Annotated in this window: 18 protein-coding genes; 16 read left to right on the top strand and 2 right to left on the bottom strand. The window is 65.3% G+C overall.

Going from position 1 to position 14,659, the window contains the following annotated elements; genetic code table 11:
- Window positions 1-3 precede the first annotated feature (3 nt).
- The 11 genes from gspD (at window position 4) to E3U47_RS11920 (ending at window position 10,074) form a co-directional block, all read left to right on the top strand.
- On the top strand, window positions 4-1,953 hold the full coding sequence (gspD, locus tag E3U47_RS11970; protein ID WP_134691649.1) for a type II secretion system secretin GspD: 1,950 nt from the start codon (window positions 4-6) through the stop codon (window positions 1,951-1,953).
- Window positions 1,953-3,401 (top strand): GspE/PulE family protein, encoded by a 1,449-nt coding sequence (locus tag E3U47_RS11965; protein ID WP_134691721.1) that lies wholly within the window; start codon window positions 1,953-1,955, stop codon window positions 3,399-3,401. The genes gspD and E3U47_RS11965 overlap by 1 nt, the downstream gene beginning before the upstream one ends.
- A 2-nt stretch (window positions 3,402-3,403) precedes the next feature.
- Window positions 3,404-4,600, top strand: coding sequence for a type II secretion system inner membrane protein GspF (gspF, locus tag E3U47_RS11960; RefSeq protein ID WP_134691648.1), 1,197 nt, complete (start codon window positions 3,404-3,406; stop codon window positions 4,598-4,600).
- Between the two features lie 14 nt (window positions 4,601-4,614).
- On the top strand, window positions 4,615-5,049 hold the full coding sequence (gspG, locus tag E3U47_RS11955; protein WP_134691647.1) for a type II secretion system major pseudopilin GspG: 435 nt from the start codon (window positions 4,615-4,617) through the stop codon (window positions 5,047-5,049).
- 1 nt (window position 5,050) lies between these two features.
- Entirely contained in the window at window positions 5,051-5,506 is a 456-nt protein-coding gene (gene gspH / locus E3U47_RS11950) for a type II secretion system minor pseudopilin GspH (protein ID WP_256660266.1), read from the top strand.
- Window positions 5,503-5,871, top strand: a complete 369-nt coding sequence (locus tag E3U47_RS11945; protein WP_134691645.1) for a type II secretion system protein — start codon at window positions 5,503-5,505, stop codon at window positions 5,869-5,871. The genes gspH and E3U47_RS11945 overlap by 4 nt, the downstream gene beginning before the upstream one ends.
- On the top strand, window positions 5,868-6,458 hold the full coding sequence (locus E3U47_RS11940) for a prepilin-type N-terminal cleavage/methylation domain-containing protein (protein WP_134691644.1): 591 nt from the start codon (window positions 5,868-5,870) through the stop codon (window positions 6,456-6,458). The genes E3U47_RS11945 and E3U47_RS11940 overlap by 4 nt, the downstream gene beginning before the upstream one ends.
- Window positions 6,455-7,531 carry a GspL/Epsl periplasmic domain-containing protein gene (locus E3U47_RS11935; protein ID WP_134691643.1) on the top strand — a complete coding sequence of 359 codons (1,077 nt, stop codon included), beginning with the start codon at window positions 6,455-6,457 and terminating at the stop codon, window positions 7,529-7,531. The genes E3U47_RS11940 and E3U47_RS11935 overlap by 4 nt, the downstream gene beginning before the upstream one ends.
- The gene (gene gspM / locus E3U47_RS11930) at window positions 7,528-7,914 is read left to right on the top strand and encodes a type II secretion system protein GspM (protein ID WP_134691642.1); all 387 of its coding nucleotides are present in this window, start codon (window positions 7,528-7,530) and stop codon (window positions 7,912-7,914) included. The genes E3U47_RS11935 and gspM overlap by 4 nt, the downstream gene beginning before the upstream one ends.
- Window positions 7,911-8,558: a general secretion pathway protein GspN gene (locus tag E3U47_RS11925; protein ID WP_134691641.1), complete on the top strand. Its 648-nt coding sequence runs from the start codon at window positions 7,911-7,913 to the stop codon at window positions 8,556-8,558. Before gspM ends, E3U47_RS11925 begins: the two co-directional genes overlap by 4 nt.
- Before the next feature lie 418 nt (window positions 8,559-8,976).
- The gene (locus E3U47_RS11920) at window positions 8,977-10,074 is read left to right on the top strand and encodes a type VI immunity family protein (RefSeq protein WP_134691640.1); all 1,098 of its coding nucleotides are present in this window, start codon (window positions 8,977-8,979) and stop codon (window positions 10,072-10,074) included.
- Between the two features lie 76 nt (window positions 10,075-10,150).
- On the opposite strand, the gene E3U47_RS11915 is transcribed toward E3U47_RS11920, so the two are convergent.
- On the bottom strand, window positions 10,151-10,714 hold the full coding sequence (locus E3U47_RS11915; protein WP_134691639.1) for a murein L,D-transpeptidase family protein: 564 nt from the start codon (window positions 10,712-10,714) through the stop codon (window positions 10,151-10,153).
- A gap of 20 nt (window positions 10,715-10,734) precedes the next feature.
- Window positions 10,735-11,289 carry an NUDIX hydrolase gene (locus tag E3U47_RS11910; RefSeq protein ID WP_134691638.1) on the bottom strand — a complete coding sequence of 185 codons (555 nt, stop codon included), beginning with the start codon at window positions 11,287-11,289 and terminating at the stop codon, window positions 10,735-10,737.
- Between the two features lie 136 nt (window positions 11,290-11,425).
- Here E3U47_RS11910 and E3U47_RS11905 point away from each other — a divergent pair, with 136 nt between their 5' ends.
- The 5 genes from E3U47_RS11905 (at window position 11,426) to purT (ending at window position 14,599) form a co-directional block, all read left to right on the top strand.
- The gene (locus E3U47_RS11905) at window positions 11,426-12,025 is read left to right on the top strand and encodes a CoA pyrophosphatase (RefSeq protein WP_134691637.1); all 600 of its coding nucleotides are present in this window, start codon (window positions 11,426-11,428) and stop codon (window positions 12,023-12,025) included.
- A 45-nt stretch (window positions 12,026-12,070) separates the two neighbouring features.
- The gene (locus E3U47_RS11900; RefSeq protein ID WP_134691636.1) at window positions 12,071-12,595 is read left to right on the top strand and encodes a gamma carbonic anhydrase family protein; all 525 of its coding nucleotides are present in this window, start codon (window positions 12,071-12,073) and stop codon (window positions 12,593-12,595) included.
- The gene (locus E3U47_RS11895) at window positions 12,588-12,782 is read left to right on the top strand and encodes a DUF1289 domain-containing protein (protein ID WP_134691635.1); all 195 of its coding nucleotides are present in this window, start codon (window positions 12,588-12,590) and stop codon (window positions 12,780-12,782) included. The genes E3U47_RS11900 and E3U47_RS11895 overlap by 8 nt, the downstream gene beginning before the upstream one ends.
- A gap of 93 nt (window positions 12,783-12,875) precedes the next feature.
- A complete protein-coding gene (locus E3U47_RS11890; protein WP_134691634.1) occupies window positions 12,876-13,343 on the top strand; it encodes a VUT family protein in 468 nt (155 codons plus the stop codon).
- 74 nt (window positions 13,344-13,417) lie between these two features.
- Window positions 13,418-14,599: a formate-dependent phosphoribosylglycinamide formyltransferase gene (gene purT / locus E3U47_RS11885; protein WP_134691633.1), complete on the top strand. Its 1,182-nt coding sequence runs from the start codon at window positions 13,418-13,420 to the stop codon at window positions 14,597-14,599.
- Window positions 14,600-14,659 lie beyond the last annotated feature (60 nt).

The raw sequence follows: 14,659 nt of genomic DNA, 5'->3' as shown, positions 1-14,659 counted from the left end.
ATGATGATCGCAAGGTACTGTCTGGTCGGGCTGCTGATGCTCGGCATGTCCCTGGCCCGGGCCGAAGAGCCGGAGGTGTTCGCCGACGACGGCACGCCGTTGTACGAGGTGAACTTCGTCGACACCGAGCTCGGTGAGTTCATCGACAGCGTGTCGCGCATCACCGGCACCACCTTCATCGTCGACCCCCGGGTACAGGGCAAGGTCACCGTGCGCACGGTGGATCGGCATGACGCCGACGCTATTTACGACATCTTCCTTGCACAGTTGCGAGCCCAGGGTTTTGCCGCGGTGGACCTGCCCAACGGTAGCGTGAAGATCGTCCCCGACCAAGCCGCGCGCCTGGAGCCGGTGCCGGTGGAAACCGCCGGCAAGAAGGCCGAAGGCAGCGACGGCGTGGCCACCCGTGTGTTCAATGTGCGCAACGCCGCCAGCGAACAGATGCTCGGTATCCTCAAGCCGCTGATCGACCCACGGGTCGGGGTGATCACCCCGTATCCGGCGGCCAACCTGCTGGTGGTCACTGACTGGCGCAGTAACCTGGAGCGCATCGACAGCCTGCTGCGCCAGCTCGACCAGGTCAGCGACGAGCCGTTGCAGGTGATGCCGCTCAAGCACGCCAGCGCTGCCGACACCGCTGGCCTGGTGACCCGCCTGCTGGCCCGCGAGCAGGGCAGCGATGCCGCCCAGGTGGTCGCCGATCCGCGCAGCAATGCCCTGCTGGTACGCGGTAGCGCCGACAGCCGGGAGCGGGTGCGGGCGCTGCTGGTGCAGCTCGACCGGCCCAGCGACAGTCTGCGCAGCAGCAACACCCAGGTCATCTATCTGCGCCACGCCAATGCCGCCGAGGTGGTCAAGGTGTTGCGCGGCCTGAGCCAGGCTGGCACGGTGCCGGCGGCGGAAGGCGAGGGCAAGGATGCGCCGGTGCCGGCGGCCAGCGACTCGGGTATCCGCCTGGAGTACGAGGAAGGCACCAACGCCGTGGTGATGGTTGGCCCCGACAGCGAGCTGGCCGCCTACCGCAGCATCGTCGAGCAGCTGGACATTCGCCGGGCGCAGGTGGTGGTCGAGGCGATCATCGCCGAGGTCTCCGACAGCAGCGCCCAGGAACTGGGCGTGCAGTGGCTGTTCGCCGACGAGAAATTCGGCGCTGGCATCGTCAACTTCGGCGGCAACGGGGTGAACATCGCCAGCATCGCCGGGGCCGCCAGCAGCGGCGACAACGAGAAACTCGGCAAGCTGCTGTCGGCCACCACTGGCGCCACCGCCGGTATCGGCCACTTCGGCGGCGGTTTCAACTTTGCCATGCTGGTCAACGCACTCAAGGGCAAGAGCGGCTTCAACCTGCTGTCCACGCCGACCCTGTTGACCCTGGACAACGCCGAGGCATCGATACTGGTCGGGCAGGAGGTGCCGTTCGTCACCGGCTCGGTCACCCAGAACAACGCCAATCCCTACCAGACCATCGAGCGCAAGGAAGTCGGGGTGAAGCTGCGCATCAAGCCGCAGATCAGCATCGACGACAGCGTGCGCCTGGACATCGTCCAGGAGGTGTCGTCGATCGCCGACTCCAGCGCCGCCAGCGACGTGATTACCAACAAGCGCGAGATCAAGACCAAGGTCATGGTCGAGGACAACGGCCTGGTGATCCTTGGCGGGCTGATCAGCGACGAGCTGGCCACCAGTAATCAGCGCGTGCCGCTGCTGGGCGATATTCCCTACCTGGGCCGGCTGTTCCGCTCCGACGCCAGCAAGAACACGAAGCAGAACCTGATGGTGTTCATCCGCCCGCGTATCCTGCGTGACGGCGAGAGCCTGGCCGGGATCAGCCAGCAGAAGTACCAGAGCCTGCAGCAGAACAGTCCGCTCAAGCTGCCTGCCTTGGCTGAAGGCCTGCCGCTTCTGCAGGTGTTTCCCGCCAGTCGGGCACGCCTTGAAGGCGGTGACTGGTGATGCTGCCATATCGCCTGGCACGGCAGAGCGGGGTGGCCATGGCACCGGCTGAAAACGGCTGGCAGCTGTGGCTGCGCGGCGACGCCGACAGTGACCAATTGCAGGAACTGCTGCGCGTGCATGGCCAGCCGGTAGGCATCGAGCAGCTCGACAGCGCGCGCTTCGACGAGCGCCTCGGCCAGCTTTACCAGGCCGGCGAGGCGGCGAACCAGGCCTTGATCGAAGGCATCGGCGAGCAGGTCGACCTGGACAGCCTGATGAGCGAGATGCCGCGCATCGAGGACCTGCTGGAAAGCGATGACGAAGCGCCGGTGATCCGCCTGATCAATGGCCTGTTCGGCCAGGCCCTGCGTTTGCGCGCCTCAGACATCCATATCGAAACCTTCGAGCAGAGCCTGGTGGTGCGCCTGCGCATCGACGGTCATCTGCGCGAGGTGCTGCGCCCGCCACGGGCGTTGTCGGCGATGCTGGTGTCGCGGATCAAGGTCATGGCGCGGCTGGATATCGCCGAGAAGCGCCAGCCCCAGGATGGCCGTATCACCCTGCGCGCCGCCGGGCGCGAGGTGGATGTGCGGGTCTCGACCTTGCCCGGCATCCATGGCGAGCGGGTGGTGATGCGCGTGCTCGACAAGCAGGCCAGCCTGCTGGCGCTGGACAACCTGGGCATGCCCGCCGCGGTGCTGCGTGGCGTGCGTTCATGCCTGGCACGGCTCAACGGCATCGTGCTGTCCACCGGCCCCACCGGTTCGGGCAAGACCACCACGCTGTACGCCAGCCTCAACAGCCTGAATGACGGCAGCCGCAATATCCTCACCGTCGAGGACCCGGTGGAGTACGCCATCGCCGGCATCGGTCAGACCGCCATCAACCCGCGTGCCGGGCTGACCTTTGCCAGTGGCTTGCGCGCCATCCTGCGCCAGGACCCGGACGTGATCATGCTCGGCGAGATCCGCGACCAGGAGACCGCGCAGATCGCCGTGCAGGCCAGCCTCACCGGGCATCTGGTGCTGTCGACCCTGCATACCAACAGTGCCGTCGGCGCGGTGACCCGCCTGCGCGACATGGGCATCGAGCCGTTCCTGATTGCCTCGTGCCTGCGTGGGGTGCTGGCCCAGCGCCTGGTGCGGCGCCTGTGCACCTGCGCGGTGGCGCAGCCGCTGCAAAGCGCCGAGCGTGAACTGTGGCCGGAGTTGGGCAGCCTGCGCGAAAGCTTTCACCCGGTTGGCTGCGAGCACTGCCAGGGCAGCGGCTATGTCGGCCGGCTGGGGCTGTACGAGTTCATCGAGCTGGATGCTGGCTTGGTTGCCTTGCTCTACGACGGCGAGAGCGAACTGGCCATGCAGGCCTACCTGGATGGCCGCCGGCAGAGCCTGGTGGCTGAGGCCCGCGACTGCCTGGCCCGTGGCGAGACCAGCCTGGCCGAAGTGCTGCGCGTGGTGCAGGGCTAGCCATGCCGACCTATCGCTACCAGGCCGTGGATCTTGCCGGCAAGACGCACAAGGCCAGCGTGCAGGCCGACAGCGAGCGCCATGCGCGGCAATTGCTGCGCGAGCAGGGGCTGTTCACCCGGCACTTGCAACGTCACGACAGCGCCCAGCCACGTCGTCAGCGCCCGACCCGCGGCCAACTGTGCGAGCTGACCCGCCAATTGGCGACCTTGGTTGGCGCTGGCATCCCCCTGGTCGATGCCCTTGCCACACTGGAGCGGCAACTGCGCCAGCCGGCCTTGCACGCGGTGCTGGTGGCCTTGCGCGGTTCCCTCGCCGAGGGCCTGGGGCTGGCGCGTAGCCTGGCGCGACAGGGCGCGCCGTTCACCGGTTTGTATTGCGCGCTGGTCGAGGCCGGCGAGCGGTCCGGGCGCCTTGGTCAGGTACTGAGCCGTCTGGCAGATCATCTCGAACAAATGCAGCGCCAGCGCCACAAGGCACGCACCGCGCTGATCTACCCGGCGGTGCTGATGGGCGTGTCGCTGGCCGTGGTGGTCGGCCTGATGACCTTCGTGGTGCCCAAGCTCACCGAGCAGTTCGCCCACTCCGGGCAGAGCCTGCCTTTGATCACGTCGCTACTGATCGGCTTGAGCCAGGGGCTGGTGCAGGCCGGCCCCTATCTGCTGGCACTGGCGATCCTGGCCACGCTGGTGGGCGGCTGGCTGCTGCGCAAGCCGCACTGGTGCCTGCGCCGCGACGACCTGCTGCTGCGCCTACCGCGTATCGGCGTGCTGCTGCAAGTGCTGGAGAGCGCGCGCCTGGCGCGCAGCCTGGCGATCCTCTGCGGCAGCGGCGTGGCCCTGCTCGAAGCCTTGCAGGTGGCTACCGAGACGGTCGGCAACCGGCGCATCCGCGCGGCCATGGAGCAGGTGCGCCAGCAGGTTCAGGGTGGCACCAGCCTGCAGCGGGCGCTGGACAACGCCGGGGAATTTCCGCCGCTGCTGGTGAACATGGTCGGCAGCGGCGAGGCCAGCGGTACCTTGGCCGACATGCTCGAACGGGTGGCCGACGACCAGGAACGCGGCTTCGCCCGCCAGGTGGACACCGCCATGGCGCTGTTCGAACCGCTGATGATCCTGGTGATGGGCGCCGTGGTGCTGTTCATCGTGCTGGCGGTGCTGCTGCCGATCATGCAGCTCAACCAGGGATTGCAACTGTGACTAGGAGAACATCGATGCTGCAACGAGCTAACCGTCAGCGGGGCTTCACGCTGATGGAAATCATGGTGGTGATCTTCATCATCGGCCTGCTGATCGCCGTGGTCGCGCCCAGCGTGCTGGGCAACCAGGACAAGGCCATGAAGCAGAAAGTCATGGCCGACCTCGCGACCCTGGAGCAGGCGCTGGACATGTACCGCCTGGACAACCTGCGTTTCCCCAGCACCGAGCAGGGCCTGGCGGCGCTGGCGAAGAAGCCGACCCAGGAACCGCTGCCACGCAGTTGGCGCAGTGACGGCTATATCCGCCGCCTGCCGGAAGATCCGTGGGGCACCCCGTACCAGTACCGCATGCCCGGCGAGCATGGTCGGGTCGATGTGTATTCGCTGGGCGCCGATGGCGTGCCGGGCGGCGAAGGGCTGGATGCCGATCTGGGCAACTGGGCGCTCTGAGTTGATCAAGCATGAGGCCCACTCCCTCCAGCGCGGTTTCAGCCTGCTCGAACTGCTGGTGGTGCTGGCCATCGCCGCCTTGATGACCAGCCTGGCCGTGGCCTGGCTCGACAGCGGCAGAAGCAGTGTCGACCAAGCACTCGATCGCCTGGCTGCCGCCACCGTGGCCCAGGCTGACCTGGCGCGCCATGCCGGGCAGTTGCGCGGGCTGCGCTGGAACGGCCAACGCCCCGAGTTCGTCCGTCGGCAAGGCGAGCACTGGCAGGTGGAAAGCGTGGCACTGGGTGATTGGCCCAAGGGCCTGCGGCCGGACTGGGCAGCCAGCCAGGCGCCAGCGCTGTTGTTCACCCCCGATGGCTGGTCACGCCCGGGCACTGTGCGCTGGCGCTGGGCCGAGGGCGGTCAGCGCTGGGACTGGGACCGCGGCGGGCAGTTGCGCGTGAGCGCGATGCCATGAAGCGCCGGCAACGCGGCTTCACCCTGTTGGAGGTGAGCGTGGCCCTGGGCATCGCCGCCGTCCTGGCGGTGATTACCAGCCAGGTCCTGCGCCAGCGCCTGGCGGTCCAGGAAACCGTGCAGCAGCATCGCCTGGGCCTGCTGTGCGCCCGTGAGCTGCAGGCACGCTTCGTGGTCGAGCAGTATTGGCCAGCGAGCAACCAGGACAACGGCGTGCTGGTGCAGGGCGGGCAGGCCTGTCATTGGCAGTTGCAGTTGCGCCGTACCAATGTGCGCGACCTGCGCCGTGGCGAACTGCTGTTGCATGCCGATCGTGACCAGCGCCTGCCGCTGGGGCAGTTCACTGTGTTCCTGGAGCGGCCATGAAACGGCGCCAGGCGGGCATGACCCTGATCGAACTGCTGGTGGCCCTGGCCCTCACGGCCTTGCTCGGGGTGATGCTGGCGGCGCTGGTCAACGGCTGGCTGAAGGTGCGCGAGCGGCTCGATGAGCAGGTTCGGGAAACCGGCGTGCTGGACTTCTGCCTGGCCCTGGAGCGGCGCTTCGACAGCCCGCTGCTGCGCCGTCTGTACGAGCAGCGCCTGCCGCTGGCGGTGCGCTGGTTCGACTGGCAGCCCGACCGCCAGCAACTGCTATGGGTGGCCGCCGCGGCCTGGCCGCAGGCCGAGGGCGGTTCGCGTCTGCAGCGCCAGCGCCTGCGTTTCGAGGCGCGTGAGCAACGCCTGCTACTGGAAACCTCGGCGGACCTGTATGCGGCATCGCTGCCCCATTGGGTGGCGCGTGAGCGCCTGGAACGGGTCAGCGCCATGGGCGTCCTCTATTACCAGTCCGGCCGTTGGCTGGCCTGGCCTTCCGATCAACCGACGCACCCCGGACGTGGCGTGCGCGTGGAGTTAGTCCGTGATGGAGCACCCTTTGCCTGCACTTTCGTTCTGCCTTGGGGACGTTCATGAAACTTGATTGGCGACGCCGTGTTCCGGCCCGGTCTTGGTTGCTGGTACGTCCCGGCGCGGTCTGGGATTGGTTGCTGGTCGAGCAGGGCGTTGCGGCGCGACAAGGCCGGGGCCAACCCCCGGTCGGGCTCGAGTCGCGCGTCGCCTTGATCGTGCCCGCCGAGCATTGCAGCCATTTCCAGCTTGCCGCGCCGCCGGGGCTCAAGCGTGAGGAGTGGCCTTTGCTGCTTGAAGAGCGGCTGGTTCAGGCCAGCGACGAGGTGGCGTGCGCGAGCATCGGTCGCCACGTCGGGCAGCTGCGCTTATGGGCAGTCAGCAACCTGTTGGTGGCCCAATGGCGTGGGCAATGCGAAGCGTGGGGTTTGGCGCTGGAGCGCTGCTGGGCTGAGTTTCAGTTGTTGCCCGACCCCGAGCAGGGCGAAGTCTGGCAGTGGCGGCGTGGGGAAACGGAGCTTTATCAAGGGCGCGATGAGCAGGGCAGGGCACATTGGCTGGCCTGGCCTCGGCAACTAGGCATGATGCCTGCGTTGGACGGCTTGCAAGGGACGAGACGCAGCGTGACGGGCAACTGGCCGCAGACCTTGGCCCGCCTCGATGGCTTGCCAGGCCTGTTCGAGGCTCGCCGCGTCCGTGCGCGCCCTCGCTGGTCTACTGCCCAGCAGCGCCTGGCAGTGGCCTGCCTGCTACTGGCCACCACCTGGAGTGGGCTGTGGTGCACCCAGCAGTGGCGTCAGGCCCAGCTGTACCGCGATCAGGTATTGGCGCTGACCGCTGAGCGAGCCACGCCAGGCCAGGCGGCCCAGGCCCTCAGGCGGCTGCGCGAGGCTCAGCAGGACGCTCAGGTGCGTCTGGCCCAGCTCGAGGGCTTGCAAGCCCATGTGCAGGGTTGGCTGGCCGATCACCCCGCTTGGCGATTGCGTGCGCTGGACTACGACGGCCAGCGTTGGCGGTTGTCCCTCGATGGGGAGGGCGAGGCGGCGCCCTGGCAGGCGATGGCCGAGGCGGTTGGCGCGCAGGTGCGGGTCGAGGACGATGCGCGCCAGGTGGTGTTCGAGCTGGGAGCAGCGTCATGAATCGGCAATGGTTGCAGCGCCAGCGGCTGTCGCTGGCGTGGGGGGTGGTGGCGCTGCTGGTGTTTGCTTTGGCGCTGCGCGAGGGCTTGGGCTACTGGCGCGACTTGCAACAGTGGCGGGTGCTCGCCGAGTCGGTGGCTGGGCTGCGCGCGTCGCCAAAGCTGAGCCTGGAGCGTCTGCGCCAGTCGGCCCAGGCCCGAGGCATCGGCCTGGACGAGGTGCAGCCCGAAGGTGAGGGCTGGCAGGTTCGTGGCAAGGTTACCCAGGCCCAGGCCCTGCAAGCTTGGCTGCAAGCCCTGCGTGAAGACGGCGCGCAGCCGCTGCAATGGGCGTTGGCGCGCGAAGCTGATGGCTTGCGTTTCGTTGTACAGGTGCGGCCATGACCCGGCGCGGCGCGGCCTGGCTGTGCCTGGTGTTCTGCCTGACTGTGCTGGCCGAGCTGCCGGTCAGTTGGCTGGGGCTGCCGGCGCAAGGCGTGGTCGGTAGCCTGTGGCAGGGGCAGGCGAGCCAGTGGGGAGCGGTCGGACCACTGAGGTGGGAACTGCAGCCATGGCGCATGCAGGCGCATATCGCGTTCAGCTTCCAGGGGCAGGGATGGCAGGCGCGTATCAGCGGCTGGCCCTGGCGCTGGCAGGGTAGCCTTGCGACGCTGGGTGGGCAAGCCAGCACGGCGCAGGGCTATCGTCTGGCCGGGCACTGGCAAGGGGCGTTGCAGGTACAGGGCGCGGGGCGGGTGTGCCAGGCGGCGAGTGGACGAATCACGGTGAATGACCTGGCCCTGGCCGAGCCCTGGTCGCTGGGCCTGGGCCAGGGCGCGATCGAAATGACCTGCCAGGGCGGGTGGCGATTGACAGGCAACCTGGGGCTGGCTGGGCAGCATGCGCTGGCGCTGGATGCCGACCTGCTGGCGCGGCGGGCGCGCTTGAACATCGAGGTGCAGCCTGACGCGGCGCTGACGCCGGTGTTGCGCAGTGTGCAGTGGCTGGGCGGGGACGCCGTGCGGGGGCAGCGGGAGGTTCGCTGGTGAGTCGTGCTCGAAGGCGTTATTGATTTATTCGAATCCATCAACTCGAAAGGTCTGGCACTGTCGCTGAGCTGTAAGAATTTTCATGCGATTGAGGCCTATTAATAACCGATTGGTTTGTTTAAAAAAGCCCTTTGTCTGCTTAGTCTGTGATGCTTCGTCTTCTTCGGATTGATGCAGGAAGACACAGGAACGATGATCGCCAAAAGCGCAGGTCAGGCGGTGTCATATCGAGCTGTGCTGGAGGCGGTTTTTCGTAAAGTCCTACCTGCTGCGCCCCTGGCATCCGCACCTGTGTTCGCTACAGCACTTGATACAGGAGCCCGGAACGACGCGCGTGGAACAACGGATTGGCGCGACTATCAACTGTCGGATTCTGCAACGTCATATGTCCTCTGGGAGAATGCAACGGTGAACATTGATGAATGAAAAATTATTTGTTGATGCATTTGAGCGCTGGCGTGAGGACTTCGTTTATTACGACGAATTGGACGAAGAGGCCGTCGTTATCAATGTGGGACTCGTGGCTGCCTTTCACATCACAAAAGCATATACGCCTGAAGGGCGGCAGCGGATTGTCCAGGCCGTGGATATTTTTTGCCGTCACCACGGTGCGCATCTGAAGTGGGGATACATAGGTGCCGATGACCTGCAGGTGCATGACTATTCAGCACAAAATTCGAAGGTGACGCTGGCCTACTTGGCGGGAGATGGATTCGCTGAGCCACTTGCCTTTCGCTGGGCCTCTGCGGAGGGTTTTGCAACAGTACCGGACTACATGATCGATGGCTATTCGCCTGCAGGTTGGATGGAGGACATCCACGGTAGCCTGACGACCTTGCGATTTTATCTTCCTGTAGAGGAAATCCTTGAGGGAAGAAAGGCGCGATTTGATGAGTTGCTCAATGAAATGTGCCGTTTGCTTGAGCCGTTGCATGCGGCGGCTGGCCTGGGCGTACAACATACCTACCAGTGGGAGGATTTTCAGCATATCGAGTTCGAGGTGGCGAACGCATATCAAGGGCTGGATATCGTTCGACCTCGGGGGCATCCAGGCTGGCGGGCGGGCTATAGCAATTTGAATTGGTATAGCTATCTCAATGGCGCGTGGATGAGCAAGTTAGGCACAAATGACGAGCTGTCGAAGGCGTTGAATGATACAAGAATTGGCGTCCACGCATTGCCTTCAGGCACGCTGATTCGGGCTGGCGATTGGCCGGTGCTGTGGAAAGTCGGAGTCGATGAGCGACCTGAGCACTATGTGAGAGTCAACGAAACTATCAAGTGCCTGCGAGTAGCGGATCTGGGGGCGTTGCACTATGGCTCCATTGCAGGGGAGGTGCGGATGAATCAGTTTTTGAGCAACGCCTGGCTCAGGCGCTTTGATTTGCCATCGGGAGCCGCACTCCCCGTGACCCCGCCTCAATACCGCTGGGTATCGCAAGCCGAGCGGGAGGAAACTGCCCGCAACAAGAAGCAGTTGGATGATTTCCTCGCTTCTATACCAGGTAAGCCTTAGCGACAAGTTGAACGAAAAGGCCCGCCATGTGTGAGCAGGGCAGGCCTTTGTTGTTATCGAATACCGTCGAGAGCGATCAGGGCCGAATCTCGATCATCGTCCCGTCCTTGACCATGCTCCATACCTCGCGCATGTCGTCGTTGCGCATGGCGATGCAGCCTTCGGTCCAGTCGAGGGTGTGGAAGTACCATTCCGGGTACTCCTCGTTGATCGGCGTGCCGTGGATCATGATCATGCTGCCAGCGGCGACCCCCTCGCTGCGCGCCTTGGCCGCATCGCTGATGTTCGGATAGGAAATGTGCATGGCCAGGTTGTAGCGGTCGCTGACCTTGCGCCAGTCCAGCCAGTACAGGCCCTCGGGGGTCTTCTTGTCGCCCTCGCGCTCCTTGGCGCCCTTGGGTTGCTTGCCCAGCGAGATGCGGTAGGTCTTGAGCGGCTCGCCACGGCTGATCAGTTGCAGGCGGCGCTCGGACTTGATCACCAGCACCTTGTCGATCAGGCGCTCCTGCGGCGCGGCAGTGGCGGCCGGCTGCACCGGCGACGGCTGCGCCGAAGGCGTCTTGCGGATGATGGTCTCGGTGAAGGCCGCTTGCGACACCGAGGCGACACTGAGGCAGAAGAGGGCGAGCAGCCAGCGCATGAAACCGTATCCCTGAAAACTTAGGTGGTGGACGACGCGACGTTCATCGGCGGCAGGTATTCATGGCCAATCGGGTAGTGCTGCCTGATGCGGTCGCGATAGTAGCATTCTAGTGTGCGTGTGACGGTGCGGAAAGCCAGCTCGGCCCATGGGATCTGCTGTTCCTCGAACAAGCGCACCTCCAGGCTCTCGACGCCTATGGCGAAGTCCAGGTCGCTCAGTTCGGCGCGGAAGAACACATGCACCTGGTTGATGTGCGGCAAATCGAACAGCTGGTACAGGTGCGTTTCAGCGACCCGGGCGCAGGCTTCCTCGACGGTTTCGCGACGGGCGGCCTGCTCCAGGGTCTCGCCGTTCTCCATGAAACCGGCGGGCAGGGTCCAGAAGCCTCGGCGCGGTTCGATGGCGCGCCGGCACAGCAGCACCTGGCTGCCCCAGGTGGGCAGTATCCCGGCGACGATATTGGGGTTCTGGTAATGGATGGTCCGGCAGTGATCGCAGACATACCGCAGACGGCTGTCGCCTTCGGGGATCCGCTGGGTGACCGGTTGGCCGCACGCGCTGCAGAATTTCATGCTTTATTCATTCCTGTGGGGTCGGGCTATCTTGGCGCGCCCGGCCCGGCCACCGCAAGCGCGCCCCGGTCGGGGCTTGGGTGCCTTGCGGCTTTGGTGCATCATGCAGGGCAGGCCTTGGAATCGAGAGTGCGTAATGCTGGACGAGCTTCTTCGCCGAATGAGCAACCATACCCCCGCGTCACTGGAGACGGATCACCGTTTCCCTGAAGCGGCGGTGCTGCTGCCCATTACCCGCAGCGAAGAGCCCGAGCTGGTCCTGACCTTACGTGCCAAGGGGTTGTCCACCCATGGTGGCGAAGTAGCCTTCCCCGGTGGCAGGCGCGACCCGGAAGATCCGGACCTGGTGTTCACCGCTCTGCGCGAAGCCGAGGAGGAAATCGGCCTGCCGCCAGGGTTGGTCGAGGTGATCGGGCCACTCAGCCCGCTGGTATCGTTGCATGGGCTGAAGGTGACACCGTTCGTCGGCTTGATCCCCGACTACGTCGAATACCGCGCCAACGATGCGGAAATCGCCGCCGTCTTCAGCGTGCCGCTGGCCTTTTTCCGCCAGGACCCACGCGACCACACCCACCGCATCGACTACCAGGGCCGCAGTTGGTATGTGCCCAGCTACCGTTACGGCGACTACAAGATCTGGGGGCTGTCGGCGATCATGATCGTCGAGCTGGTCAACCTGTTGTTCGATGCTGGCATCAGCCTGCACCAGCCCCCCGAGCGTTTCATCAAGTACTGAGCGGGGCCGACCCCGCCACTGGCCTTATACCGTGAGGAGCGATACATGAAATACCGCCTGGGCGACCTGCGCGTCGAGACCCACCCCAGCAGTTGGACGGCGCCCAACGCCACGCTGATCGGCAAGGTGCGCCTGCAGGCCCGTGCCAGCGTGTGGTTCGGCGCGGTACTGCGTGGTGACAACGAGCTGATCGACATCGGCGAGGACAGCAACGTCCAGGACGGTACGGTGATGCACACCGACATGGGCTCGCCGCTGAACATCGGCAAGGGCGTGACCATCGGCCATAACGCCATGCTGCATGGCTGCGACGTGGGCGACTACAGCCTGATTGGCATCAATGCGGTGATCCTCAACGGTGCGCGTATCGGCAAGCACTGCATCATTGGCGCCAACGCGCTGATCGCCGAGGGCAAGGAGATCCCCGATGGTTCGCTGGTGATGGGCTCGCCGGGCAAGGTGGTGCGTGAGCTTACCGAGCAGCAGAAACGCATGCTCGAGGCCAGCGCCGCGCACTATGTGCACAACGCCCAGCGCTACGCGGCTGAGCTGGTCGTCGACGATGAGTGACGAACGCCCCGTGGCCTCGCCCTGCGTCAGCATCTGCGCGCTGGACGAGCAGGATATCTGCACTGGTTGCCAGCGCACGGTGGACGAGATCACCCGCTGGGGCCGCATGGATAACACCGAGCGGCGTCTGGTGTTGCAGCGCTGTCACCAGCGCGCGGCGGCGGCGGGGCTGATCATCGGCCTGTAGTCTGCTCTCGCGAGGATTAACGCGTGGGAGCGGGCTTGCCCCGCGATAGGGGCAACGCTAATCTGTCCGGCTTGCCCAAGCCAAACAGTCATCATGTTCTATCTCATCGCCTACATCAGCAGCGTGGTGTTGATCAACTACGCCTTCTCCAGTGCGCCGCACCTGGACGTGATCTGGTCCGCCTGGGGCGGGTTGGTGTTCATCTTGCGCGACATGGTGCAGACCCGCTATGGCCATGGCGCGCTGTTGGCGATGCTGGTGGCGCTGGTGCTCTCCTACGCCACCTCGGAGCCAGCCATCGCCCTGGCCAGCGCCACGGCGTTCTTCGTTTCCGAGCTGATCGACTGGCTGGTGTTCAGCATCACCCGTCGCCCCCTGCGTGACCGTCTGTGGCTGAGCTCGGCGCTGAGCATCCCGGTGGACACCTTCATCTTCTTCGGCATGATCGGTGCCTTGACGCCTGCGGTGATCGGCACGGCGATGGCCTCGAAGTTCGCCGGGGTCACGGCGGTGTGGTTGATCATGGCCTGGCGGGCACGGCGCGCTGTGGCCACATCCTGATGTAGAATACCGGTCCATTTTTCAGCGGGCGGCAGCCAGCGTGGCGCGGCCCCGGACGCCTTCGAGGACCTGAAATGACCCGTATCGGAACCCCATTGTCGCCCACCGCGACCCGTGTACTGCTGTGCGGCTGCGGCGAGCTGGGCAAGGAAGTGGTGATCGAGTTGCAGCGCCTGGGCGTCGAGGTGATCGCCGTGGACCGCTATGCCAATGCCCCGGCCATGCAGGTCGCGCACCGCAGCCACGTGATCAACATGCTCGATGGGGTTGCCCTGCGTGCGGTGATCGAAGCGGAGAAGCCGCATTACATAGTCCCCGAGATCGAAGCCATCGCCACCGCCACCCTGGTCGAGCTGGAAAGCGAGGGTTTCAACGTGGTGCCCACTGCTCGCGCCACCCAGCTGACCATGAACCGCGAAGGCATCCGCCGCCTGGCCGCCGAAGAGCTTGACCTACCGACCTCGCCGTACCATTTTGCCGATACCTTCGAGGACTACAGCAAGGCGGTCGCCGACCTGGGCTACCCCTGCGTGGTCAAGCCGGTGATGAGTTCGTCGGGCAAGGGCCAGAGCCTGCTGCGCAGCGCCGATGACCTGCGCAATGCCTGGGACTATGCCCAGGAAGGCGGTCGTGCCGGCAAGGGCCGGGTGATCATCGAGGGCTTCATCGATTTCGAGTACGAAATCACCCTGCTCACCGTGCGCCATGTTGGCGGCACCACTTTCCTCGCCCCGGTCGGCCATCGCCAGGAGAAAGGCGACTACCAGGAGTCGTGGCAGCCCCAGGCCATGAGCCCGAAGGCATTGGCCGAGTCGCAGCGGGTGGCCCAGGCGGTCACCGACGCGCTGGGCGGTCGTGGCCTGTTTGGTGTGGAACTGTTCGTCAAGGGTGACCAGGTGTGGTTCAGCGAGGTCTCGCCGCGTCCGCACGACACCGGCCTGGTGACCTTGATCTCCCAGGACCTGTCGCAGTTCGCCCTGCATGCCCGAGCCATCCTCGGCCTGCCGATCCCGGTTGTGCGCCAGTTCGGTCCATCGGCCTCGGCGGTGATCCTGCCTGAAGGTCAGTCGCAGCAGACCAGCTTCGCCAACCTCGGTGCGGCGCTGAGCGAACCGGACACCGCCATTCGCCTGTTCGGCAAGCCAGAGATCAATGGCACCCGGCGCATGGGCGTGTGCCTGGCGCGTGACGAGTCGGTCGAGACCGCTCGTGCCAAGGCGACCCGCGCCTCGCAAGCGGTCAAGGTCGAGTTCTGATCTGAGATTGCTGGGGCCGCAAAGCGGCCCCAATTGCTTAGAGCTCGGTATTACGCGTCT

Source organism: Pseudomonas sp. RIT623 (assembly GCF_004519305.1).
Classification (GTDB): Bacteria; Pseudomonadota; Gammaproteobacteria; order Pseudomonadales; family Pseudomonadaceae; genus Aquipseudomonas.
This window is presented reverse-complemented; position numbering and strand designations above follow the sequence as displayed.